Genomic DNA, 23,918 nt, shown 5'->3' with positions numbered 1-23,918 from the left:
GTCAGCCGGGCAGGGTCAGGACCATGCCCGGGCGGACGAGGTCGGGGTTGGAGCCGATGACGCCCTTGTTCATGGCGTAGAGCTCGCGCCAGCGGGCCTCGTTGCCGAGCTCGCGGCGGGCGATGTCCGAGAGCGAGTCGCCGGGCCTGACGGTGTACGTGCGCTTCTTGGCCATGGGTGTCGGCTTGGGAGCCGCGGGTACGGCCTTGTGCGCGGCCGACGCGGGGGTCGGGGTGTGCCGAGCGCCGGGCGCGGTGGGGGCCGAAGCCGGCGCGGGCGGCATGGGGGCGGGGTTGGGGGCGACGGGAACGGCCTTGTGCGCGGCCGAGGCCGGGGTCGGGGCCGCGGGGGCGTGCTTGGGCTTCGGCGGCGCGGCGGCCGCCATGCGCTCGGCGGCCGCGCGGGTGGCCGACGCGGCGTCGGCCGCCTGGCTCCCGGGACGTGCCGTCGCCGCGGAAGCCTGTTGCTGGACCTGCTCCTTCGCCTTCTCGGCGGCCTCGTGTTCCTTCTTCTTGTCGGACTTCAGGAAGTCGAAGAGTCCCATGTGTGTACGCCTCCGGCGTGGTGATGCCCCCCGGGCTCGGTGCCTTCCCCCACTGTCTGGCACCGGGCGCCGGGCGGCCCTGCGGCAAGGCCGTCCGGGGGACCCGGCCGCCACGCTCCTGCCCCCCGGTGCCTCGGCTGTTTCACGTGAAACATCGGCCGAACGGTGGGGCCCGGGCCCGCTCCGGACCGGCTGATAGCGTCCGGAACATGCCCGAGCTGATACGGCCCACTCCCCGCCTGCACTCCTCCTGGCTCTCCGCCCGAGAGGAATGGGGATCCGACGCCCACATGGACGGGGCCGGCCTCGGCTCCGACGACGACGTCGACAGCCCCGGGGGATTCGCGGCCTGGGTGGAGCGGCTGCACGGGTACGCGGACCGCACGGTGCCGGTCGAGCAGGGCCGGGTCCACGCCACGTACTGGTGGATCGCCGAGGGCGACACCTATCTCGGAGCCATAGACCTGCGCCACCACCTGAACGCCTTCCTCCTCGACGCGGGCGGCCACATCGGCTACAGCGTGCGCCCCTCGGCCCGGCAGCGCGGGCTGGCCGGCTGGGCGCTGGAATCGGTGCTCCACGAGGCACGCGTGATGGGGATGGACCGGGTCCTGCTGACCTGCGACCCGGACAACACCGCGTCGGTGCGCACGATCGAGCGGGGCGGCGGTGTCCTCGAAGATCTCCGCGAGACCTTGATCGGCCCCAAGTACCGCTACTGGATCGACCTCTAGACACCCCCGCGGCCTGTCCGGCCGACGTGCCGCCGCCACGGCCCCGGACGCGAAAAAGACCCTCCTTGACCGCGTTTCCGCAGGTCAAGGAGGGTCTTGTATGTGGAGCCTAGGAGATTCGAACTCCTGACATCTGCCTTGCAAAGGCAGCGCTCTACCAACTGAGCTAAGGCCCCATGGGTCGGCACACGCCTCTCCCCGTGCGGGGAGCGGGTGTTCCGCAGAACAGAGTACCGGGTGTACCCCCTCATCTCGCAAAATGATAGGGACTCCCGCCGTGCGACCACTCTCCGTAAGATGCTCGCGAGGTTCGCACCAGCGAAGTAGGGGAGAAGTAAGAGTGGACGCTGTTCAGCAAGAGGCCACGGCCAGAGCCAGAGAGCTTCAGCGCAGTTGGTACGGGGAGCCGCTGGGAGCGCTCTTCCGCCGGCTCATAGATGACCTCGGCTTGAACCAGGCCCGCCTCGCTGCCGTCCTCGGACTGTCGGCGCCCATGCTGTCCCAGCTGATGAGCGGCCAGCGCGCCAAGATCGGCAACCCTGCCGTGGTGCAGCGCGTCCAGGCGCTCCAGGATCTCGCCGGCCAGGTGGCCGACGGGAGCGTCAGTGCGGCGGAGGCCACCGACCGGATGGACGAGATCAAGAAGACCCAGGGAGGCTCCGTCCTCAGCAACAACGGTCAGACCACCACCAGTTCGGGCGCGCCCACCGTCAAGCGCGTCGTCCGTGAGATCCAGTCGCTGCTGCGCTCGGTCTCCGCGGCCGGCGACATCATCGACGCGGCGGACGGCCTCGCCCCCAGCCACCCGGAACTGGCAGAGTTCCTCCGGGTGTACGGCGCGGGCCGCACCGCCGACGCGGTCGCCCACTACGAGGCCCACCAGAACTGACGAGCAGGGCGGCGGACTACGGGTGACGGGGGACGGGCACAGCGATGGGTGAGGTTTTCGCCGGTCGGTACGAACTGATCGATCCGATCGGGCGTGGTGGCGCCGGCGCCGTATGGCGCGCCTGGGACCACCGCCGCCGCCGGTACGTCGCCGCGAAGGTCCTCCTGCAGAGCGACGCCCACACGCTCCTGAGGTTCGTACGGGAGCAGGCCCTGCGCATCGATCACCCGCACGTACTGGCCCCCGCCAGCTGGGCGGCCGACGACGACAAGGTCCTCTTCACGATGGACCTGGTCAGCGGCGGCTCCCTGGGCCACGTCATCGGGGACTACGGTCCCCTCCCGCCGCGGTTCGTGTGCACCCTGCTCGACCAGCTCCTGTCGGGGCTGGCTGCGGTGCACGCGGAGGGCGTCGTGCACCGCGACATCAAACCGGCCAACATCCTGATGGAGGCCACCGGAACCGGGCGGCCGCACCTGCGGCTGTCCGACTTCGGCATCTCCATGCGCAAGGGCGAGCCCCGGCTGACCGAGACGAACTACGTCGTCGGCACCCCGGGTTACTTCGCCCCCGAGCAACTGCTGGGTGCCGAGCCCGACTTCCCCGCCGACCTCTTCGCCGTCGGGCTGGTCGCCCTGTACCTGCTCCAGGGGCGCAAGCCCGACTCGCAGGCCCTGGTGGAGCATTTCCTCGCCCATGGCACCCCGGGCGCCCCGGAAGGCGTCCCCGCGCCGCTGTGGGACGTCATCGCCGGTCTCCTGCAGCCGGAGCCCCACAGCCGGTTCAAGACCGCCACGGGGGCGCGCAAGGCCCTTGCCGAGGCCGTGGAGCTGCTCGCGCCGGCCGCGCCGGGCGAGGATCCGGTGGAAGTGTTCGACCAACTCGGCCCGCTCCCCTCCGGTTTCGGCCCCCAGGGTCCGGAGCCGACGGCGGCCCCGGACGGACCCACGACGGCCGCGGCACCGCCGCCGGACGGACCTCGGACCCCGACCGGGACACCGGCCTCGATCCCGACGCCGTCCCCGATCCCGACGCCGTCCCCGATCCCGATGCCGTCCCCGAACCCGATGCCGTCCCCGAACCCGTACGCGACCCCGAACCCGTACGCCGTCCCGGCCCCGGGCCCTTACGCGTCCCCGTACGCGGCGTCGGCCACTGTGGCGGAGGCCACCCGCCCCGATCCGCGCGGCACCGGAAGCCAGACCGTCCCCGTGCCCGGCGGCTACGCGGGTCCCGCGGAGACCGGGAGTTTCCACCTCCAGCCGCCCGTGGCGCACACCCCGGCCGCGCCGCCCGCCCGGGCCGGCGGGATCGCCCCGCCGCCGGGGAAGGTGACGGCCGGCATCCTCGCCGCGGCGCTGCTCTGCTTCGCCGTCGGCATCTGGGCCCTCACCCAGCTGTAGTACGCGCGCCCCTGCGGGCGAGCAGGATCCAGCCGCCCAGCACGAGCAGCAGCAGCGTCCCGGCGCCGAACCCGGCACCCGCCACCACCCGCATCACGGAGCGGTTCCCCGCGGCGTCGGCGGCTTCCGGGGCGGTGAGCCCCGCCTTCGCCGCGGCCCGGTCCTCGGCCCCGACCCCGAACCCGCCCACGGCCAGGCCCTCCTTGTACGCGGGCGCCTTGACCGGGGTGCCGGTCACGTCCATCCGCAGGGTCAGCGGCACGGGCACCGCGTCCTCGGTGAAGTCGGCGACCTTTCCGCCCATCGTCACCGCGACGTAGTACCAGCCCGCGATGCGCACGGACTGAACGGCCCGGTCACTGGCGAAGCGGTTCTCGTAGGCGACGGGAGGCGTCTTCTCCAGGGTGATCCCGGCCTGCTTGCCGTCGTACGAGGTGTCCTTGTCGGAGATCAGGCTCCGGTAAGGGGTGTAGAGGGAGACGACGAGCCCGCCCGAGGCGGAACCGTACGGCTTGGTCATCTTGGCGGCGGCGAGCTCGGCGCTGAGGCCCAGCTGCTGACCCCAGTCCAGCGGGACCCGGTAGTAGCGGGTCTGTCCCGGCCGCATCTCGTCGCGCCACACACCGGCGCCCAGCGCGCGGGCGTCGTTGAAGCCGGTGCCCCCGGTGCGGGCCACCGCCTCGCTGCCGGGCAGGGCCGGGGCCCCCGAGGGCCAGCCGCTGGGCGCGGCGGTGGGGCCGCCCGCGCCGCGGCCGGGTTCCCGCTGGACCCGGAGTTCGAGCGGCCAGGGGCTCTGGTCGGAGCCCTTGGCCGACGTACGGGTGACCTTCGCGTAGTAGACGCCGGCCGGCGCGCAGTCCTCGTCCTCCGCCCCCCGCCGGACACCGGCGGCGCTGACGGGGGCGGGGTCGTAGTTGAAGCTCGCGCGGCCGGTGCTGCCCGGGCAGGAACGCCCGGCGGTGGTCATGATCTCCACCTCGATGCCGTCGCTGGAGGAGACCTTGGCCCCCGGGGCGGGCCGGAGCACGGCGGAGACGTACACGTCGGACTCGTCCTTCTCCAGGACGAGCCGGTAGAGGCGCTCACCGGGGGCGAGCGTGTCCTTGTAGAAGTTGCCGGCCTCCAGGAGCGGGGCGTCCGCGCTGGAGGTCTTGCCCTCGACCGCCTTCGCACCGTCCGCCGCGCGGTACGCCGGGACCGGCTGCGGGGCGGTCCCGTCCGCGTGGGCGGCGTCCGCCGCGCCCGCGGCCATGGTCAGGGCCGCCGCCCCCACCACGGCTCCCGCCCGCAGCGCCGTCCGTACCCGACTCATCACGCCCACCCCGACTTTGCTAGCGCAAGCCAAATCTTTGCATAACGTAACTTTTTGTCACAGAACAGCACAAAGCCCCGGCCGCAGCGGCAGCCGGGGCTTCATGAGATCAGCTTTCGGTCTCACACACCGGAACCAGAGGGCACGGAGTCAGTTGCCTCCGTCCACAGGTCCTGCTCGGCGCGGTCCGCCTGGATCTGGCGGTACACGAGGAGCCCGCCGATGGCGGCCAGTGCGACCAGGAGCAGCTTCTTCACCGCGCGACCTCGTCTTTCGTTGACGTAGGGGACTTCTGGCGCCCAACAATACACACCGACCGATACCGATCGGTGACCTACCGACCCACCAACTGGCCCAACGACAAAGACCCCCAGGCCATGGGCCTGAGGGTCTTCGACACTGTGGGGCTAACAGGATTTGAACCTGTGGCCTCATCCTTATCAGGGATGCGCTCTAACCAACTGAGCTATAGCCCCATCCGCGCTGCGCGCTGACTCCTGAAGGTTAGCGCACAGACCCGGGAGGTCCAAAATCCCCGGGGCGAAGCCCCCATGGACACTGCCCCGAGAACGTCTGCGCAGGTCACTCGTCCTCGGCGAGCGTCAGCTCCACACCACCGACGAACCCCGCCGACAGGTTGTAGATGAACGCGCCGAGCGTCGCCAGAGCCGTCGCCAGCACCACGTCGATGACCGCGATCACCGATGTGAAGATCAGAACGCGCGGCAGCGACAGGAACGACTGGAGGTCGAAGCCGTTGCTCTCGTTCGAGCCGGTCGCCTCGCTGATCGTGCCGCCGACGGTCGAGAAGACGCCCATGGCGTCCATGACCATCCACAGCACCACCGCCGCCACGATCGTGCAGATGCCCAGCGCGATCGACAGCAGGAAGCTGACCTTCATCACCGACCACGGGTCGGCCTTGGCCACCCGCAGCCGCGCCTTGCGCGTCCTGGGCGTCATCCGGGCCCCCGTGCGCGGCTTGCGCTGCACAGCGCCCGCCGCGCCGCCGCGCGGCGCACCCGGGCCCGAGGGCGCCGAATAGGCCTGCGGCGGGTGGTAGGGCTGTGCGAGCCGTTCCTGACCGGCTTCCGCGCCGGCCTGCGGCTGCGGTCCTCGGGTGTCCGTCACAGTGCTCCCTCTGCCTTCGGTGGCGGTGCCCCCACCCTGGGAGTCCGCGGCGGGGCCACGGGCACCATTCGCTCCAGTCTCGGCCGGTCCGGCGCCCGTGGCTCCACTCACGACTTACTCCTCGTGCTCCCCAGCCGAAGGCTGCGTGCCCTCGGCGGCCTCGGCGGCCTGTCCATCGGCTGCCGCGGTCTCGATCTCGTCGGCCTCGACCTCGTCAGCTTCCTGACCGGCCTCGGCGTTACGGGCGATGCCCACCACGGCATCGCGCTTGCCCAGGTTGATCAGCTGGACGCCCATGGTGTCACGGCCGGTCTCCCTGACTTCGTTGACTCGCGTACGAATCACACCACCGCTGAGCGTGATGGCGAGAATCTCGTCCGTCTCGTCCACCACGAGCGCCCCGACGAGCGACCCGCGGTCCTCCACGATCTTCGCGGCCTTGATGCCCAGACCGCCACGACCCTGGACGCGGTACTCGTCGACCGGCGTCCGCTTGGCGTAGCCGCCGTCGGTCGCGGTGAAGACGAACGTACCCGGCCGGACAACGCTCATGGAGAGCAGTTCGTCACCCTCGCGGAAACTCATGCCCTTCACGCCCGAGGTGGCGCGGCCCATCGGGCGCAGCGCGTCGTCGGTCGCCGTGAAGCGGATCGACTGCGCCTTCTTGCTGATCAGCAGCAGGTCGTCCTCGGCGGACACCAGCTCCGCACCGATCAGCTCGTCGGCAGTGCCGTCGCCGCCGTCGGCGCCCGTCTCCCGGAGGTTGATCGCGATGACGCCGCCCGAACGGGGCGAGTCGTAGTCCTTCAGCGCCGTCTTCTTCACCAGGCCGCCCTTGGTGGCCAGGATCAGGTACGGCGCCGCCTCGTAGTCGCGGATGGCGAGGATCTGCGCGATCTTCTCGTCCGGCTGGAAGGCCAGCAGGTTCGCCACGTGCTGCCCGCGCGCGTCACGGCCGGCGTCCGGGAGCTCGTACGCCTTGGACCGGTAGACCCGGCCCTTGTTCGTGAAGAACAGCAGCCAGTGGTGCGTGGTGGAGACGAAGAAGTGGTCGACCAGGTCGTCCTGCTTCAGCTTCGTACCGCGCACGCCCTTGCCGCCGCGCTTCTGCGAGCGGTAGTCCTCGGTCTTGGTGCGCTTGACGTAGCCGCCGTGCGTGATCGTGACGACGATGTCCTCTTCGGCGATCAGGTCCTCCATGGACATGTCGCCGTCGAAGGGCACCAGCTTGGAACGCCGGTCGTCGCCGAACTTCTCGACGATCGCCGCCAGTTCCTCGCTGACGATCGAGCGCTGCTTCTCCGGCGAGGCCAGGATCGCGTTGTACTCGTTGATCTTCGCCTGGAGTTCGTCGTGCTCGGCGACGATCTTCTGCCGCTCCAGTGCCGCCAGGCGCCGCAGCTGCATCTCCAGGATCGCGTTCGCCTGGATCTCGTCGATCTCCAGCAGGCCCATCAGGCCCTCGCGCGCGATCTCGACGGTGTTGCTGCGCCGGATGAGGGCGATGACCTCGTCGATGGCGTCCAGCGCCTTGAGCAGGCCGCGCAGGATGTGCGCCCGCTCCTCCGCCTTGCGCAGGCGGAACTTCGTCCGCCGGACGATGACCTCGATCTGGTGCTGCACCCAGTGACGGATGAACGCGTCGATCGACAGCGTGCGCGGCACGCCGTCCACCAGCGCCAGCATGTTCGCGCCGAAGTTCGTCTGCAGGTCGGTGTGCTTGTACAGGTTGTTCAGCACGACCTTGGCGACGGCGTCGCGCTTGAGGACGATCACCAGGCGCTGGCCGGTCCGCGACGAGGTCTCGTCACGGACGTCGGCGATGCCGCCGACCTTGCCGTCCTTCACCAGGTCCGCGATCTTCTGCGCGAGGTTGTCGGGGTTGGTCTGGTACGGAAGCTCCGTGACCACCAGGCACTGGCGGTTCTGGATCTCCTCGACCGCGACCACCGCGCGCATCGTGATGGAGCCGCGACCGGTCCGGTACGCCTCCTCGATGCCCTTGCGGCCGACGACCAGGGCGCCGGTCGGGAAGTCGGGGCCCTTGATGCGCTCCAGGAGCGCGTCGAGCAGCTCCTCGTGCGAGGCGTCCGGGTGCTCCAGCGCCCACTGCGCGCCCGCCGCGACCTCGCGGAGGTTGTGCGGCGGGATGTTGGTCGCCATGCCGACAGCGATACCGGCCGAGCCGTTGATGAGCAGGTTGGGGAACCGCGCCGGCAGGACGGTGGGCTCCTGGTTGCGGCCGTCGTAGTTGTCCGTGAAGTCGACGGTCTCCTCGTCGATGTCCCGGAGCATCTCCATGGCCAGCGGCATCAGCTTGCACTCGGTGTAGCGCATCGCGGCCGCCGGGTCGTTGCCCGGGGAGCCGAAGTTGCCGTTCGAGTCCACCAGCGGCATGCGCATCGACCACGGCTGCGCCAGGCGGACCAGGGCGTCGTAGATCGAGGAGTCGCCGTGCGGGTGGTACGTGCCCATGACGTCACCGACGACGCGGGCGCACTTGTAGAAGCCCTTCTCCGGCCGGTAGCCGCCGTCGTACATCGCGTACAGCACACGGCGGTGCACCGGCTTGAGGCCGTCACGCACGTCCGGCAGGGCGCGCGAGACGATGACGGACATCGCGTAGTCGAGGTAGGAGCGCTGCATCTCCGTCTCGAGCCCGACGGGCTCGATGCGCAGCACGGGCTGCTCCTCCGCGGGGTTCTCTGCGGTGGGGGTGGTTTCGTCGGCCATTGCTGGTCAGAAGTCCTTTCAGGCAGTCAGCTGAGCCGACTCAGATGTCGAGGAACCGAACGTCCTTGGCGTTGCGCTGGATGAAGGAGCGCCGCGCCTCGACGTCCTCACCCATCAGCACCGAGAACAGGTCGTCGGCCTGGGCCGCGTCGTCCAGGGTGACCTGGCCGAGCACGCGGTGGTCCACGTCCATGGTGGTGACGCGCAGTTCCTCGGCGTTCATCTCGCCCAGACCCTTGAAGCGCTGGATCGAGTCTTCCTTGATCCGCTTGCCGTTCTGCTTGCCGAGCTCCACCAGGGCGTCGCGCTCGCGGTCCGAGTACGCGTACTCGAAGTCGTCGCGGCCCCACTTGATCTTGTAGAGCGGCGGACGGGACAGGTACACGTGACCGGCCTCGACCAGCGGCCGCATGAAGCGGAACAGGAAGGTCAGCAGCAGGGTGTTGATGTGCTGGCCGTCGACGTCGGCGTCCGCCATCAGGATGATCTTGTGATAGCGGAGCTTCTCGATGTCGAAGTCCTCGTGCACACCGGTACCGAAGGCGCTGATCAGCGCCTGGACCTCGGTGTTCTGGAGGATCTTGTCGATCCGGGCCTTCTCGACGTTCAGGATCTTGCCGCGGATCGGCAGGATGGCCTGGTACATCGGGTTGCGGCCGGACTTCGCGGAGCCGCCGGCCGAGTCACCCTCGACGATGAAGATCTCGCACTGCGTCGGGTCGTTCGACTGGCAGTCCGACAGCTTGCCCGGCAGCGAGGCGCTCTCCAGCAGACCCTTGCGACGCGTCAGGTCACGGGCCTTGCGGGCCGCGACGCGCGCCGTGGCCGCCTGGATCGACTTGCGGACGATGTCCGCGGCCTCGTTCGGGTTCCGGTCGAACCAGTCGTTGAGGTGCTCGTGGACGACCTTCTGCACGAAGGTCTTCGCCTCCGTGTTGCCCAGCTTGGTCTTCGTCTGGCCCTCGAACTGCGGCTCGCCCAGCTTCACCGAGATGATCGCCGTCAGACCCTCGCGGATGTCCTCGCCCGCGAGGTTGTCGTCCTTCTCGCGCAGCAGCTTCTTGTCGCGCGCGTAACGGTTCACCAAACCGGTCAGCGCCGCGCGGAAGCCCTCCTCGTGCGTACCGCCCTCGTGCGTGTGGATCGTGTTCGCGAAGGAGTACACACCCTCCGTGTACTGCGAGTTCCACTGCATCGCGATCTCGACCGAGAGCATGCGCTCCTTGTCCTCGGCCTCGACGTCGATGACGGTCGGGTGGATGAGCTCGCCCTTGCGCGAGTTCAGGTACGTCACGAAGTCGACGATGCCGCCCTCGTAGTGGTACTTCACCGTGCGCGCCGCGGGCTCGGCCGCCTCCGCGTCCGGGTCGTCGGCGCCGACCGTGGCCTTCGCCGACTCGCGCTCATCGGTCAGCGACAGGGTCAGGCCCTTGTTCAGGAAGGCCATCTCCTGGAAGCGCCGCGACAGCGTCTCGAAGGAGTAGTCGGTCGTCTCGAAGATGTCGCCGTCGGCCCAGAAGGTGACCGAGGTGCCGGTCTCCTCCGTCTCCTCGTTCTTGGCCAGCGGAGCCGTCGGCACGCCCAGCTTGTAGTCCTGGGTCCAGCGGTGGCCGTCCGTCTTGACCTCGACCGCGACCTTGGTCGAAAGGGCGTTCACGACGGACACACCGACGCCGTGCAGACCGCCGGAGACGGCGTAACCGCCACCGCCGAACTTGCCGCCCGCGTGCAGGACCGTCAGGACGACCTCGACGGCCGGCTTCCCCTCGGACGGAACGATGCCGACCGGGATACCGCGACCGTTGTCGACCACCCTGACGCCGCCGTCGGCCAGGATCGTCACGTCGATCGTGTCCGCGTGACCGGCCATCGCCTCGTCGACGGAGTTGTCGACGACTTCCTGGACCAGGTGGTGCAGGCCGCGCTCGCCGGTCGAGCCGATGTACATGCCTGGCCGCTTGCGGACCGCGTCCAGGCCCTCGAGGACCTGGATCGCACTGGCGTCGTAATTCTTCTCGTTGGAGTCGCCGGAATCGGCCACGAAGCGCCCTCTCTGGCACAGCGCAGCCCGTACTCCGGACCAGCGAGTGCGCCGGAGGAGCGGCCGCGTCGATCTGCGTTGTCTGCGTGATCCCGCGAATGGGCGGGATTGGCTCCAGTCTACCGGTACCACCGACATGAATGGGGGTTTGCCGGTACCTGAGTCCGCATGTGCCGCCCTGAACCTCTACCTTCCGACTCCCCATATCCGGGAAGGGGCTCAAAGAGGCTCACGCGGGCACCCAGCGCTTCGGCCTGTCAACCTCCCACTACCGTGAGGGACACCACCCGCGCCGACGCCGCCCTCACCCGTAGGTGTCCCCCGGACCCGTGCTCCCCGGCGCCCGCCACGGCCCGTACCGCTTCGGCCGCCCGCCCGGCCCCTGCACCTTGATCAGCCGTACGGTGCCCTGCCCGAGGTCCGCGTTCAGCCGCGCCACCAGCTGCGGAGCGAGCAGCTTCAGCTGCGCCGCCCACGCCGAGGAATCGCACCGCACGACGAGCTCACGGTCCTCGTACCGCTCCGGTTCACAGTGCGCCGCGATCTCCGGGCCGACGATCTCCGGCCAGCGCTCCATCACACCCGCCACCGCCATCGGCATCTCCCAGCCGCGCTCCGTGCGCAACCGGTCCAGCGCCGCCATCAAGGGCATCGGGTCCCGGCCGTCCGCACGGGCCCCCGAGCGCAGCCCCGGACCCTGCTGGCGCTTCTTCCCGCCCGCCGCGTTGCCCCGGGCCCGCGCCTGCTCCCGCGCCGCGGCGAGCGCCTGCCGCGCCAGATCCACACCGGAGGGCTCCGGCGCCTTACGGGGCTCCTTGCCCTGACCGCCCTGACCGCCCTGATCGCTCACAGCCGGGTCACCTCACCGCCGGACACCCCGAACCGCGCCCCCACCAGCACACCCGGAACGTCATCGTCCACCGCCGCCGTCACGAGCACCTGCTCACCCGGCGCCACCAGCTCCGCCAGTCGCTCCCGGCGCCGCGCGTCCAGCTCCGCGAACACGTCGTCCAGGATCAGCACGGGCTCGGCACCCTCCGAGCGCAGCAGCTCGTACGAGGCCAGCCGCAGGGCCAGCGCGTACGACCACGACTCCCCGTGGCTCGCGTACCCCTTCGCCGGCAGCTCCCCCAGCCGCAGCAGCAGATCGTCGCGGTGCGGACCGACCAGCGTCACACCCCGCTCGATCTCCTGCTTGCGCACCTGCGACAGCGCCTCCAGCAGCACCTCGTATATCGCCTCACGGCCGCGCGCCGCCCCGCTGTCCACCGGCTCGCCCGCGGAGGACTTGTACGACAGCCCCAGCGGGCCACCGCCGGGCGCGAGCTGCTCGTACGCCTTGTCCGCCAGCGGCAGCAGCGTCGCGATCAGATCCAGCCGCTGCGCCAGCAGCTCCGCGCCCGCGCGCGCGAGGTGCTGGTCCCACACGTCGAGGGTGGAGAGGTCCATGGAGCGCCCGCCGTGCCGGCGCGCCATCGCCGCCGACTTCAGCAGGGTGTTGCGCTGCTTGAGCACCCGCTCGTAGTCGGAGCGGACCGCCGCCATCCGCGGGGAACGCGCCGTGACCAGCTCGTCCAGGAACCGGCGCCGCTCCCCGGGGTCGCCCTTCACCAGGGCCAGGTCCTCCGGCGCGAACAGCACCGTCCGTACGATCCCCAGCACATCCCGCGGCCTGACCTGCGAGGACCGGTTGATCCGGGCCCGGTTCGCCCGCCCCGGGTTCAGCTCCAGCTCGACCAGCTGCTGGCGCTCGCCCTGGGTGACGGCCGCCCGGATGATCGCCCGGTCCGCGCCCATCCGTACGAGCGGAGCGTCCGAGGAGACCCGGTGACTGCCCAGCGTCGACAGGTAACCGATGGCCTCGACGAGGTTGGTCTTCCCCTGCCCGTTGGGGCCCACGAAAGCCGTGACGCCCGGGTCGAGGGGAACCTCGGCCCGGGCGTACGAGCGGAAGTCGGCCAGCGAGAGATGCGAAACATGCATACGGCGCCGACCTCCCCCGGCTTCCCTACTGCTCTGCGTGGTGCTGTGCAGCCACTGTGAGCTGCACCGTTCTCTTCTCTGCTCCGTCGTCTCTTCCCGACGGAGCCTTCTCGGCTACGCCTTCTCGACCGCGTGGCCGCCGAACTGGTTGCGCAGCGCGGCGATCATCTTCATCTGCGGGGAGTCGTCCTGGCGCGACGCGAACCGCGCGAACAGCGAGGCGGTGATCGCGGGCAGCGGGACGGCGTTGTCGATCGCCGCCTCCACCGTCCAGCGGCCCTCGCCCGAGTCCTGCGCGAAGCCGCGCAGCTGTTCGAGGTGCTCGTCCTCGTCGAGGGCGTTCACGGCCAGGTCCAGCAGCCAGGAACGGATGACCGTGCCTTCCTGCCACGAGCGGAAGACCTCGCGGACGTCGGTCACCGAGTCCACCTTCTCCAGGAGCTCCCAGCCCTCGGCGTAGGCCTGCATCATGGCGTACTCGATGCCGTTGTGAACCATCTTCGCGAAGTGGCCCGCACCGACCTTGCCGGCGTGCACGGCGCCGAAGTCGCCCTCGGGCTTCAGCGCGTCGAAGATCGGCTGGACCCGTGCCACGTGGTCCTTCTCGCCGCCGTACATCAGCGCGTATCCGTTCTCCAGGCCCCACACGCCGCCGGAGACACCGCAGTCGACGAAGCCGATGCCCTTGGCCGCCAGCTCCGCGGCGTGCTTCTCGTCGTCGGTCCAGCGGGAGTTGCCGCCGTCGACGACGATGTCGCCGATCGAGAGCAGCTCGGCGAGCTCGTCGACGGTGGACTGGGTGGCCTCGCCGGCCGGGACCATCACCCACACCACGCGGGGGGCCGGCAGGCTGTTCACAAGTTCCGTCAGGCTGTGGACATCCGCGAGGTCCGGGTTGCGGTCGTATCCGATGACGGTGTGGCCTGCGCGGCGGATGCGCTCGCGCATGTTGCCGCCCATCTTGCCGAGACCGACGAGACCAAGCTCCATCAGGTGGTTCCTTAAGCGTTGTGGCCGTCTTTGCCGGGGCCCCCTGCTTGCCCGGAGGACATCCCAGGCCCCGAGCCTACGCCGGGCCGGGCTGCCCGGCTGCCCGGCTCCACGGGGCGCGCGGTGCCCCTACCCGGCTGCTCCAAACGTGGTCAGGCCCGGTCTCGCGGTGTGCGAGACCGGGCCTGACCTGCGAAGAATCAGCCGGAGAGGCGTACCGGCATGATCAGGTACTTGTAGGCCTCATCGGCCTCCGCGTCGACCGCCGGGCGGCCGCTGAGCAGCGCCGGCTTGGTGGACGTGGTGAAGCTGAGCTGCGCGGCGGGCGAGTCGATCGCGCTCAGTCCGTCGAGCAGGAAGGTCGGGTTGAAGGCGATCGAGATGTCGTCGCCCTCCAGCTTGGCGTCCACGCGCTCCACAGCCTGTGCGTCGTCGCTGGAACCGGCCTCCAGGATCAGCACGCCCTGCTCGAAGCTCAGGCGCACCGGGGTGTTGCGCTCGGCGACCAGGGCCACGCGCTTGACGGCCTCGACGAACGGGGCGGTCTCGATCACGGCGATGGAGTTGAACTCCGTCGGGAAGAGCGTGCGGTACTTCGGCAGGTCGCCTTCGAGGAGGCGGGTGGTGGTGCGGCGGCCGGCGCCCTCGAAACCGATCAGGCCCTCACCGGCACCGGAGCCCGACAGCGCCAGGGTGACCGTGTCGCCGCTGGTCAGGGACTTGGCGGTGTCCAGGAGGGTCTTCGCGGGCACCAGGGCCACGGCGGAGGCGTCCGGGTTCTCCGGCTTCCACAGGAACTCGCGGACCGCGAAGCGGTAGCGGTCGGTGGAGGCCAGGGTGACGCGGTCGCCCTCGATCTCGATGCGGACACCGGTCAGCACGGGCAGCGTGTCGTCACGGCCGGCGGCGATGGCGACCTGGGCGGCCGCGGAGGCGAAGACCTCGCCGGGCACGGTGCCGGTCGCGGTCGGCATCTGCGGCAGCGCCGGGTACTCCTCCACAGGCAGGGTGTGGAGTGTGAATCGCGAGGAGCCGCAGACCACGGTCGCCCGTACACCCTCTGTGGAAATCTCCACCGGGCGGTTGGGGAGGGCCCGGCAGATGTCGGCGAGCAGCCGGCCGGAGACCAGGACGGTGCCGTCCTCCTCGACGTCCGCCTCGACGGACACGCGGGCCGAGACCTCGTAGTCGAAGCCGGAGAGGGACAGCGTGCCCTCCTCGGCCTTCAGCAGCAGGCCCGCGAGAACGGGCACCGGCGGCCGGGCCGGGAGGCTACGGGCAGCCCAGGCCACCGCCTCCGCGAGTACGTCGCGCTCCACCCGGATCTTCACCGGAACCGCCTCCTGCTGTTGCTCGCTCGTCTGCCGGCCTTCGTCGTCGGCTCGTCGATGCCTCGACCGATGCCGGGGACCAGTCTGACGTACGGCGCCGACAGTCGGTGCGGCTGGCGGTCAAGTCGGGAGCGAGGTGCCTGGGACGGCTGCCCACCGAGTTGTGCACAGGACCTGCTTGAAAACCGAAACCGGCCTAACTCTCTATGGGGGTAGTAGTAGGGCCTGTGGAAACGGTGGATAACCCCGTTTTCCCAGGTCACCCCCCGTTTTTTATCCCCACAGCCTGTGGGTGGCACCGGTGGACAACACGGTGTCTCTGTGGAGAACGAAAACTTCTGCACAGGCCGTCCCCAGGCGACCCCGACTACTCCACAGGTGTGTCCCCAGCTTTCCCCCGGTACTCCACAACCCAAACGTCCACCTGCGTGTGACGGCTTTCACTCGGGGCAGTGAGATGGGGTGGTGCGTTGCCGAACAGTGGACAAGGGTGTGGAGAAGGCATCGGATCCTGTGCACAGGATCGGCGAAGCTGTGGGCGGACGGTGGACAACGTGGTGGACAGTGCTGTGGACGAAAAATCTGTCCACAGCCTGTGGATGAAGCTTGCGCACAATTCCACAGCCCGTTGACCTGGCCTGATGGGGCCTCATGAGGCACCCCTGTGGACAGATTGTGGGCGACGGAACCCGTCCCCAGGGTGTGGACGGAAGAAAGTCCCCCAATCTGTGGATGAGTTGCTCCGGAGGGGGCGTATTCGAACAGGCCAGGGGCGCGCGAACGAAGAAGGGCGCCCCCGTTGTGGTCCGGGAGCGCCCTCTGAATGCGTTTGAAGGGGCCTTGGCGTGACTCTCCCCGGCGGTCCGGGGCAGTCGGCTCAGGCGTTCTTGATGCGGTTGGTGAGCTCCGTGACCTGGTTGTAGATGGAGCGGCGTTCGGCCATCAGAGCGCGGATCTTGCGGTCCGCGTGCATGACGGTGGTGTGGTCGCGGCCGCCGAACTGCGCCCCGATCTTGGGCAGGGAGAGGTCCGTGAGCTCCCGGCACAGGTACATGGCGATCTGCCGTGCGGTCACCAGGACCCGGCTGCGCGAGGATCCGCACAGGTCGTCCACGGTGAGCCCGAAGTAGTCGGCGGTGGCCGCCATGATGTCGGAGGCCGTGATCTCCGGTGCGCTGTCCTCACCGCCCGGGATCAGGTTCTTGAGGACGTCCTCCGTCAGGCCCAGGTCGACCGGCTGCCGGTTGAGGCTCGCGAAGGCGGTGACCCGGATCAGCGCCCCCTCCAGCTCGCGGATGTTGCGCGAGATGCGGGAGGCGATGAACTCCAGTACCTCCGGCGGGGCGTTGAGCTGCTCCTGGACCGCCTTCTTGCGCAGGATGGCGATGCGGGTCTCCAGCTCGGGCGGCTGGACGTCGGTGATCAGGCCCCACTCGAAGCGGTTGCGGAGCCTGTCCTCCAGGGTGACGAGCTGCTTGGGCGGCCGGTCGGAGGAGAGGACGATCTGCTTGTTGGCGTTGTGGAGCGTATTGAAGGTGTGGAAGAACTCCTCCTGCGTCGACTCCTTGCTCGCGAGGAACTGGATGTCGTCGACGAGCAGGATGTCCATCTCGCGGTAGCGCTTGCGGAACGCGTCGCCCTTGCCGTCGCGGATGGAGTTGATGAACTCGTTGGTGAACTCCTCGGAGCTCACGTACCGCACGCGGGTGCCGGGGTACAGGCTCCGCGCGTAGTGCCCGATGGCGTGCAGCAGGTGCGTCTTGCCCAGACCCGACTCGCCATAGATGAAAAGGGGGTTGTACGCCTTCGCGGGCGCCTCGGCGACGGCCACCGCGGCGGCGTGCGCGAAGCGGTTGGAGGCACCGATGACGAAGGTGTCGAAGAGGTACTTGGGGTTCAGCCGGGCGGTCGGTTCGAGCGGGCCCGAGGAGGAACCGCCGGACGGGGCCGGGGCCGGGGAGGGCCGGCCGGGAGCCTGGCGGGGCGCGGGCTGTTCGTACTTCTGCTGTTCGTACTGATGGGGCTGGTGCTGCTGGGAGTCGTACGGGGACTGCTCGTACTGCTGCTGCTCGTAGGAGCCCTGGTCGTAGCCGGAGGGCTCGGGCTGCTGGAGGTAGCCCGGCTGCGGGGAGGCGTACGGGTCGCGCTCGGGGAATCCGCCGAGGCGGGGCTGCTGCCAGCCGTAGTCGTCCTGCTGACCGCCCCGGGGCCAGGCGCCGGGCTCGGGGCGCTGCTGCTGGTAGTCCGGGTAGGCGGGGCGGGCGGTGGGGAGCTGATCGTCGGGGCCTCCGCCGGGGCGCTGGCCGGCGTACGGCTCGTACCCGCCCGGCTGCTGGACGGGCGGGGCGGGGGGCGCGGGCTCGCCGGCGGAGTCGTCCACGGTGATGGCGATCCGGATGGGGCGGCCGCATTCCCGGCTGAGGGCATCACTGATCAGCGGGGCGAGGCGGCCTTCGAGGACCCGCTTGCCCCACTCGTTGGGGACGGCCAGCAGTGCGGTGTCGGCGACGAGTGCCAGGGGCTGGCACCGCTCGACCCACTGCTTGTCCTTGGGCTCGATCCCCGGCTGTCCCTCCCCGAGGAGCTTTTCGAGCACCCTTGGCCACACTGCGGCAAGATCGGCAGGTACGTCAGCCACAGAGCACGCTCTCTCACAGGGGTCCCACGAATGTGTGGTTCTTTGGGACGGTCGGGACGAAAAATCCGGGATCAGACAACGGTAGTCAGGCCAGCGGGTACGGTTCAAGTCGTTGTCCACAGCCTGTGCACAGTGTGGGGCAGCATCGCCTCGGTTTGACCGGATGGCGTAGCCGCGCGTACCGTAACGAGGTCGAGTTGTCGATGGCTGCTGCCGCCTGCCTACCGATGGGCGAAGATCACTTTTAGTGATCGTTTAGCGGTGCCACTCGGGCGAACACGCGAGTTTCCTCGTGGGCGCACGGTGACAGCCAGGCGATGTCCCGCCACAACGATTCATTCTCTGGAGCCCCCGAGTGAGCAAGCGCACCTTCCAGCCGAACAACCGCCGTCGCGCCAAGACCCACGGCTTCCGCCTGCGGATGCGTACCCGTGCCGGTCGCGCGATCCTCGCGAACCGTCGTGGCAAGGGCCGCGCCGCCCTTTCCGCGTAACAAGCACGCAGGTCGTGACGTCGTGCTGTCTCCCGAAAATCGGCTGAGGCGGCGCGAGGACTTCGCGAGCGCGGTACGTCGAGGACGTCGGGCCGGTCGCCCACTCCTCGTCGTCCACCTACGTACAAGCGGTGCAACGGACCCGCACGAGCCGGGGGAGATCGATCCCTCGACGCGTGCGGGTTTCGTCGTCAGCAAGGCTGTCGGCAACGCCGTCATACGTAACCGGGTGAAGCGCCGTCTGCGCCATCTGGTCCGGGAGCGGCTGTCTCAGCTGCCCGCCGGTAGCCTGGTGGTGGTACGTGCGTTGCCCGGAGCGGGTGATGCCGGCCCCGACGAGCTGGCCCGGGACCTGGATGCCGCTCTGGTGCGGCTCCTGGGAGGCGTGGCTCGATGAAGTACCCGCTGCTCGCTTTGATCAAGCTGTACCAGTGGACGATCAGTCCGCTGCTCGGGCCGGTGTGCCGCTATTACCCGTCGTGCTCGCACTACGGATACACGGCCATCGACCGGCATGGTGCGGTCAAGGGGACGGTCCTGACCGCCTGGCGGATCCTGCGGTGCAATCCGTGGTCCCCCGGTGGCGTGGACCATGTCCCACCCCGTAAACGCCCGCGTTGGCACGAGCAGCTGCGCAGTGCGTTGCGTAGATCTCGCAATGCTCAAGGAGCCTGATTAGTGGACACGATTGCCAATCTGTTCAGCTTTATCACCACGCCCGTCTCGTGGGTCATCGTCCAGTTCCACTCGCTGTACGGCGCGATTTTCGGCCCGGACACCGGGTGGGCCTGGGGCCTGTCGATCGTGTCCCTGGTGGTCTTGATCCGTATCTGCCTGATCCCGCTCTTCGTGAAGCAGATCAAGGCGACGCGCGGTATGCAGGCGCTCCAGCCGAAGATGAAGGCGATCCAGGAGCGCTACAAGAACGACAAGCAGCGTCAGTCCGAAGAGATGATGAAGCTGTACAAGGAGACGGGTACCAACCCGCTCTCCTCGTGCCTTCCCATCCTGGCGCAGTCCCCGTTCTTCTTCGCGCTTTACAGCGTGCTGTCGGCCATCGCCAACGGGAAGACCATCGGCGTCATCAACCAGTCGCTGCTGGAGAGCGCGCGTCAGGCGCACATCTTCGGGGCGCCGCTGGCCGCGAAGTTCACTGACAGCGCGGAGAAGGCCGCTTCCCTGGGCGCTTCGATCACCGATGTGCGTGTCGTCACCGCCATCATGATCGTCCTGATGTCGCTGTCGCAGTTCTACACCCAGCGTCAGCTGATGCAGAAGAACGTCGACCTGTCGGTCAAGACGCCGTTCATGCAGCAGCAGAAGATGCTGATGTACATCTTCCCCGTGATCTTCGCGGTCATGGGCATCAACTTCCCCGTCGGTGTTCTCGTCTACTGGCTGACCACGAACCTGTGGACCATGGGCCAGCAGATGTACGTGATCAACCAGAACCCGACGCCGGGCAGCAAGGCTCAGGACCAGTACCTGACGCGCCTGCTGAAGCACGTCAGCTCGCACGGTGAGGTCAAGGGCCGGGGCAAGAAGAAGATCGTCGCGGCGATCGTGGCCAAGGGCCCGGACCGCAACGACAACGAGCGCAAGTTCATCACCGCGCTGACCAAGCAGGGCATGGCCGCTCAGACGGACGGCTCGGTGATCAAGAGTTCTGAAGCCACGGCCGACGCGGACGCGGCGAGCGGCGGTGTCGCCACGAAGCGGCAGCAGCCCAAGCGGCAGTCGAAGTCGAAGCGTCAGACGCCCCCCAGCAAGCCCTCCAAGAAGTAAGAAGGAGTCCCTCCCGTGACGGAAGGCACCACCACCGCCGCCGCTGAGAGTGGCGACACCCTGACCCGCCTCGAGCAGGAGGGTGAGATCGCGGCCGACTACCTTGAGGGTCTGCTGGACATCGCCGACCTCGACGGCGACATCGACATGGACGTCGAGGCCGACCGGGCCGCGGTGTCGATCGTCAGTGACTCCGCCAGCCGCGACCTGCAGAAGCTCGTGGGCCGCGACGGTGAGGTTCTGGAGGCTCTGCAGGAGCTGACCCGCCTCGCCGTGCACCGGGAGACCGGGGACCGCAGCCGGCTGATGCTGGACATCGCCGGGTTCCGCGCGAAGAAGCGTGAGGAGCTGGCGGCGCTGGGCGCTCAGGCGGCGGCGGACGTGAAGGCGTCCGGCGAGCCGCTGAAGCTGGCCCCGATGACCCCGTTCGAGCGGAAGGTCGTCCACGACGCCGTGGCGGCCGCGGGTCTGAAGAGCGAGTCCGAGGGCGAGGAGCCGCAGCGCTTCGTCGTTGTGCTCCCGGCCTGACCTGTAGTGCGAGTGTTCGGCCCCGTCTGTGTCGCAGGCGGGGCCGATGTTTGTCAGCCTGGCATGTGAACGACGCGCCATTTTGAAGACGTGGTTCTTCAGAACCATGCGGTACGGAAGGGACGGTCCCCGTGACGGAGGCAGCTGAGCTTCCCCCGGCGCCTGAAGAGGCGCGCGCGGTGTTCGGTGAGTTTTTCCCGGAAGCTGTGCGGTACGCGGAGCTGCTGGCCGATGCGGGAGTCAAGCGCGGCCTGATCGGGCCGCGTGAGGTTCCGCGGCTGTGGGAGCGGCATCTGCTGAACTGCGCCGTGCTGTCGGAGGTGGTGCCGCAGGGCGTCACCGTGTGCGACGTGGGTTCGGGTGCGGGTCTGCCCGGAATCCCGCTGGCGCTGGTGCGGCGGGATCTGAAGATCACGCTGCTTGAGCCGCTACTGCGGCGGACGACCTTCCTCCAGGAGGTCGTGGAGCTGCTGGGCCTGGACCACGTCACGGTGGTGCGCGGTCGGGCCGAGGAGGTTCTCGGCAAGCTGCAGCCGGTGCACGTGGTGACGGCCCGCGCGGTTGCTCCGCTGGACCGGCTGGCCGGCTGGGGCGTGCCCCTGCTGCGTCCGTACGGAGAGATGCTGGCGCTCAAGGGCGATACCGCTGAGGAGGAGCTGGTGTCGGCGAAGACGGCACTGACGAAGCTCGGTGTGGTGAAGACCTCGGTGCTGCAGGTGGGCGAGGGCGTGGTGGACCCGCTGTCGACAGTGGTGCGGGTCGAGGTCGGAGAGAGCCCCGGTGGGGTGAGGTTCGCGGCCAAGCGGGCTAAGGCTGCGCGGACCAGCCGTACACGTCGGCGCCGCTGAGGCGCCGACAGTCGGCGTTTCCTGCGGAGATTTAGGGTGTGTTGGGCCCTATAGGTATGGATTTCGGAGTGTCGTAGCGGCCTGGTGACTCCGTCCCGGCATCGTGTTTCACGTGAAACGTCGCTCTCTGCTGCACGGAATCATCAGCCGCGGTCGTGCGGCCGCGTCCCCCCGTCACCGCAAGCACGAAGGGGGGACGGAGTTGTCCACATCGGTGGATTCATCCACAGGAGTACGGGCCCCGCTGGTTCGCGACCCGGGTGACATGGCAGGCTCTGTTCATCGCGAGCCTGATGTCGAGGAGAGTGACACCGTGCGGTCCGACGCCAACCTCGCGGGGCCGATGGCCGACCCGGTCCCCGGTCCCCGCTCTGAATCGGCGGGCGAGGATGTTTCACGTGAAACATCGACCCCCCTTGTAGACAACGACACCCCCATCGGCCGAGCCGCCCAGCTGGCCGTCGAGGCCCTGGGGCGTGCCGGCCAGGGTCTGCCCCGGCCGGAGCAGACCCGGGTCATCGTGGTCGCCAACCAGAAGGGCGGCGTGGGTAAGACCACGACGACCGTGAATCTGGCGGCCTCGCTGGCACTGCACGGGGCGCGGGTCCTGGTGGTCGACCTCGACCCGCAGGGCAATGCCTCGACGGCGCTGGGTATCGACCACCACGCGGACGTGCCGTCGATCTACGACGTGCTGGTGGACAGCCGCCCCCTGCTGGAGGTCGTCCAGCCCGTGGCGGATGTGGAGGGGCTCTTCTGTGCTCCGGCCACGATCGACCTGGCAGGTGCGGAGATCGAGCTGGTGTCGCTGGTGGCCCGGGAGAGCAGGCTGCAGCGGGCGATCCAGGCGTACGAGCAGCCGCTCGACTACATCCTGATCGACTGCCCTCCGTCGCTCGGGCTGCTGACGGTGAACGCCCTGGTGGCCGGAGCGGAGGTGTTGATCCCGATCCAGTGCGAGTACTACGCGCTGGAGGGTCTGGGTCAGCTGCTGCGCAATGTCGATCTGGTGCGGGCCCATCTGAACCCGACGCTGCATGTGTCGACGATCCTGCTGACGATGTACGACGGCAGGACCCGGCTGGCCTCGCAGGTGGCGGAGGAGGTGCGCAGCCACTTCGGCAAGGAGGTGCTGCGGACGAGCATTCCGCGATCGGTGCGTATTTCCGAGGCGCCGAGCTATGGGCAGACGGTACTCACGTACGATCCGGGGTCCAGTGGTTCCCTCTCCTATCTGGAGGCGGCGCGTGAGATCGCGTTCCGAGGGGTGGGGATGCAGTACGACGCCCAGCAGGCCCATCTGGGCGCGGGCATGAACAGCACGCAGAGTGCGGCGGAGGGGATCCAGTGAGCGAGCGACGTAGAGGTCTGGGACGAGGGCTCGGTGCGCTGATTCCCGCTGCGCCGCAGGAGAAGACGCCGCCGGTGATCGCTGCCGGGTCGACGTCTCCGGCGGCGGTGCCGGTGTTGACCTCGGAGCGTGGGATCGCGGCGGCGAAGCTGGCTTCGCTGACGCAGGCGGATGTTTCACGTGAAACATCCGTCGTCGCGCCGGTGGAGGAGCCGGTGCCGGCGGCGCCGGAGACCAATGTGGTGGCGGGAGCGACGTTCGCGGAGCTTCCGATGGACGCGATTACGCCGAACCCGCGGCAGCCGCGCGAGGTGTTCGACGAGGACGCGCTCGCCGAGCTGGTGACCTCCATCCAGGAGGTGGGTCTGCTCCAGCCGGTGGTGGTGCGGCAGTCGTCGCCCGGCCGCTATGAGCTGATCATGGGTGAGCGGCGCTGGCGGGCCTGCCGGGAGGCCGGTCTGGAGAACATTCCGGCGATCATCCGGGCGACGGACGACGACAAGCTGCTGCTGGACGCGCTGCTGGAGAACCTGCACCGGGCTCAGCTGAACCCGCTGGAGGAGGCGGCGGCGTACGACCAGCTGCTGCAGGACTTCAACTGCACGCATGACCAGCTGGCGGACCGGATCGGTCGCTCGCGTCCGCAGGTGACGAATACCCTGCGGCTGCTGAACCTGTCGGCTCCCGTACAGCGTCGGGTGGCGGCCGGAGTGCTGTCGGCGGGACATGCGCGGGCGCTGCTGTCGGTGGAGGACACCGAGCAGCAGGACCGGCTGGCGCACCGGATCGTGGCCGAGGGGCTGTCGGTGCGGGCGGTCGAGGAGATCGTCAAGCTGATGGATTCGGATCCGGCGAGTGTGGCGAAGCCGAAGGGCCCGCGTGCGGGTACCCGGGTAGCTCCGGCGCTCAGCGAGCTGGCGACGCGGCTGTCGGACCGGTTCGAGACGCGGGTGAAGGTGGATCTGGGCCAGAAGAAGGGCAAGATCACCGTCGAGTTCGCGTCGATGGAGGATCTGGAGCGGATTCTGGGGACGCTGGCGCCGGGTGAGGGCCGCGTTCTGGAGCAGGGGCTGTCGGGGGAGTGATCCCGCAGCCGCCGAGGGGCGGATCGTGGCGGTTCCCACCGTCGCGGTCCGCCCCTTCGCCGTGTTGCTGCTGTCGAAAGAGCGGGGGCCAGTGGATAC

General features: G+C 69.1%; 21 protein-coding genes, 2 tRNA genes and 2 pseudogenes. 11 read left to right on the top strand and 14 right to left on the bottom strand.

Features of this window, described 5'->3' with window-relative positions; genetic code table 11:
* Position 1: 1 nt before the first annotated feature.
* On the bottom strand, positions 2-544 hold the full coding sequence (locus OG737_RS14670; protein WP_328926614.1) for a LysM domain-containing protein: 543 nt from the start codon (positions 542-544) through the stop codon (positions 2-4).
* A 209-nt stretch (positions 545-753) separates the two neighbouring features.
* Between OG737_RS14670 and OG737_RS14665 the strand changes: the two genes are divergently transcribed.
* Positions 754-1,278, top strand: coding sequence for a GNAT family N-acetyltransferase (locus OG737_RS14665; RefSeq protein ID WP_328926613.1), 525 nt, complete (start codon positions 754-756; stop codon positions 1,276-1,278).
* 103 nt (positions 1,279-1,381) lie between these two features.
* On the opposite strand, the gene OG737_RS14660 is transcribed toward OG737_RS14665, so the two are convergent.
* Positions 1,382-1,454: transfer RNA gene (locus tag OG737_RS14660), tRNA-Ala, on the bottom strand.
* 164 nt (positions 1,455-1,618) lie between these two features.
* Between OG737_RS14660 and OG737_RS14655 the strand changes: the two genes are divergently transcribed.
* Both OG737_RS14655 and OG737_RS14650 read left to right on the top strand, forming a co-directional pair.
* Positions 1,619-2,167, top strand: a complete 549-nt coding sequence (locus OG737_RS14655) for a DNA-binding protein (protein WP_328926612.1) — start codon at positions 1,619-1,621, stop codon at positions 2,165-2,167.
* Positions 2,168-2,211: 44 nt separating this feature from the next.
* Positions 2,212-3,570 carry a protein kinase domain-containing protein gene (locus tag OG737_RS14650; protein ID WP_405921600.1) on the top strand — a complete coding sequence of 453 codons (1,359 nt, stop codon included), beginning with the start codon at positions 2,212-2,214 and terminating at the stop codon, positions 3,568-3,570.
* On the opposite strand, the gene OG737_RS14645 is transcribed toward OG737_RS14650, so the two are convergent.
* The 12 genes and pseudogenes from OG737_RS14645 to dnaA (OG737_RS14590) all read right to left on the bottom strand — a co-directional run.
* A complete protein-coding gene (locus OG737_RS14645; protein ID WP_328926610.1) occupies positions 3,557-4,882 on the bottom strand; it encodes a hypothetical protein in 1,326 nt (441 codons plus the stop codon). The genes OG737_RS14650 and OG737_RS14645 overlap by 14 nt on opposite strands.
* Positions 4,883-5,004: 122 nt before the next feature.
* Positions 5,005-5,139: a DLW-39 family protein gene (locus OG737_RS14640; protein WP_208809277.1), complete on the bottom strand. Its 135-nt coding sequence runs from the start codon at positions 5,137-5,139 to the stop codon at positions 5,005-5,007.
* Between the two features lie 145 nt (positions 5,140-5,284).
* Positions 5,285-5,358: transfer RNA gene (locus tag OG737_RS14635), tRNA-Ile, on the bottom strand.
* 106 nt (positions 5,359-5,464) lie between these two features.
* The gene (locus OG737_RS14630; RefSeq protein WP_405921599.1) at positions 5,465-6,124 is read right to left on the bottom strand and encodes a DUF3566 domain-containing protein; all 660 of its coding nucleotides are present in this window, start codon (positions 6,122-6,124) and stop codon (positions 5,465-5,467) included.
* Positions 6,125-6,127: 3 nt separating this feature from the next.
* Positions 6,128-8,746, bottom strand: a complete 2,619-nt coding sequence (gene gyrA / locus OG737_RS14625; protein WP_328926608.1) for a DNA gyrase subunit A — start codon at positions 8,744-8,746, stop codon at positions 6,128-6,130.
* A 40-nt stretch (positions 8,747-8,786) separates the two neighbouring features.
* On the bottom strand, positions 8,787-10,808 hold the full coding sequence (gene gyrB, locus OG737_RS14620; RefSeq protein ID WP_405922422.1) for a DNA topoisomerase (ATP-hydrolyzing) subunit B: 2,022 nt from the start codon (positions 10,806-10,808) through the stop codon (positions 8,787-8,789).
* Between the two features lie 283 nt (positions 10,809-11,091).
* Complete coding sequence (locus tag OG737_RS14615) at positions 11,092-11,637, bottom strand: DUF721 domain-containing protein (protein WP_405921598.1); 546 nt, start codon at positions 11,635-11,637, stop codon at positions 11,092-11,094.
* A complete protein-coding gene (gene recF / locus OG737_RS14610) occupies positions 11,634-12,770 on the bottom strand; it encodes a DNA replication/repair protein RecF (RefSeq protein ID WP_328926606.1) in 1,137 nt (378 codons plus the stop codon). The genes OG737_RS14615 and recF overlap by 4 nt, the downstream gene beginning before the upstream one ends.
* A gap of 114 nt (positions 12,771-12,884) precedes the next feature.
* Positions 12,885-13,760 carry a phosphogluconate dehydrogenase (NAD(+)-dependent, decarboxylating) gene (gene gnd / locus OG737_RS14605; protein ID WP_328926605.1) on the bottom strand — a complete coding sequence of 292 codons (876 nt, stop codon included), beginning with the start codon at positions 13,758-13,760 and terminating at the stop codon, positions 12,885-12,887.
* Between the two features lie 200 nt (positions 13,761-13,960).
* Complete coding sequence (dnaN, locus tag OG737_RS14600; protein ID WP_328926604.1) at positions 13,961-15,091, bottom strand: DNA polymerase III subunit beta; 1,131 nt, start codon at positions 15,089-15,091, stop codon at positions 13,961-13,963.
* An 877-nt stretch (positions 15,092-15,968) separates the two neighbouring features.
* Positions 15,969-17,081: pseudogene (dnaA, locus tag OG737_RS14595) on the bottom strand (chromosomal replication initiator protein DnaA); the annotation flags it as partial.
* 62 nt (positions 17,082-17,143) lie between these two features.
* Positions 17,144-17,729: pseudogene (dnaA, locus tag OG737_RS14590) on the bottom strand (chromosomal replication initiator protein DnaA); the annotation flags it as partial.
* 355 nt (positions 17,730-18,084) lie between these two features.
* On the opposite strand from dnaA (OG737_RS14590), the gene rpmH reads away from it, so the two are divergent.
* The 8 genes from rpmH (at position 18,085) to OG737_RS14550 (ending at position 23,819) form a co-directional block, all read left to right on the top strand.
* Complete coding sequence (gene rpmH, locus OG737_RS14585; protein ID WP_008741645.1) at positions 18,085-18,222, top strand: 50S ribosomal protein L34; 138 nt, start codon at positions 18,085-18,087, stop codon at positions 18,220-18,222.
* A gap of 22 nt (positions 18,223-18,244) precedes the next feature.
* The gene (gene rnpA, locus OG737_RS14580; RefSeq protein ID WP_328926602.1) at positions 18,245-18,619 is read left to right on the top strand and encodes a ribonuclease P protein component; all 375 of its coding nucleotides are present in this window, start codon (positions 18,245-18,247) and stop codon (positions 18,617-18,619) included.
* Positions 18,616-18,897, top strand: a complete 282-nt coding sequence (yidD, locus tag OG737_RS14575) for a membrane protein insertion efficiency factor YidD (protein ID WP_075970728.1) — start codon at positions 18,616-18,618, stop codon at positions 18,895-18,897. The genes rnpA and yidD overlap by 4 nt, the downstream gene beginning before the upstream one ends.
* Positions 18,898-18,900: 3 nt before the next feature.
* Positions 18,901-20,007, top strand: coding sequence for a membrane protein insertase YidC (yidC, locus tag OG737_RS14570; protein ID WP_328926601.1), 1,107 nt, complete (start codon positions 18,901-18,903; stop codon positions 20,005-20,007).
* Positions 20,008-20,022: 15 nt separating this feature from the next.
* On the top strand, positions 20,023-20,535 hold the full coding sequence (locus tag OG737_RS14565; RefSeq protein ID WP_030153171.1) for a R3H domain-containing nucleic acid-binding protein: 513 nt from the start codon (positions 20,023-20,025) through the stop codon (positions 20,533-20,535).
* A gap of 131 nt (positions 20,536-20,666) precedes the next feature.
* Positions 20,667-21,383 (top strand): 16S rRNA (guanine(527)-N(7))-methyltransferase RsmG, encoded by a 717-nt coding sequence (rsmG, locus tag OG737_RS14560; RefSeq protein ID WP_328926600.1) that lies wholly within the window; start codon positions 20,667-20,669, stop codon positions 21,381-21,383.
* 265 nt (positions 21,384-21,648) lie between these two features.
* Positions 21,649-22,734, top strand: a complete 1,086-nt coding sequence (locus OG737_RS14555; RefSeq protein WP_328930347.1) for a ParA family protein — start codon at positions 21,649-21,651, stop codon at positions 22,732-22,734.
* The gene (locus OG737_RS14550) at positions 22,731-23,819 is read left to right on the top strand and encodes a ParB/RepB/Spo0J family partition protein (RefSeq protein ID WP_328926599.1); all 1,089 of its coding nucleotides are present in this window, start codon (positions 22,731-22,733) and stop codon (positions 23,817-23,819) included. Before OG737_RS14555 ends, OG737_RS14550 begins: the two co-directional genes overlap by 4 nt.
* Positions 23,820-23,918: the final 99 nt, after the last annotated feature.

Source organism: Streptomyces sp. NBC_00122, from assembly GCF_045160845.1.
Taxonomy (GTDB): domain Bacteria; phylum Actinomycetota; class Actinomycetes; order Streptomycetales; family Streptomycetaceae; genus Streptomyces.
The sequence above is the reverse complement of the archived record's forward strand: the minus strand, read 5'-3'. Positions and strand labels throughout refer to the sequence as shown.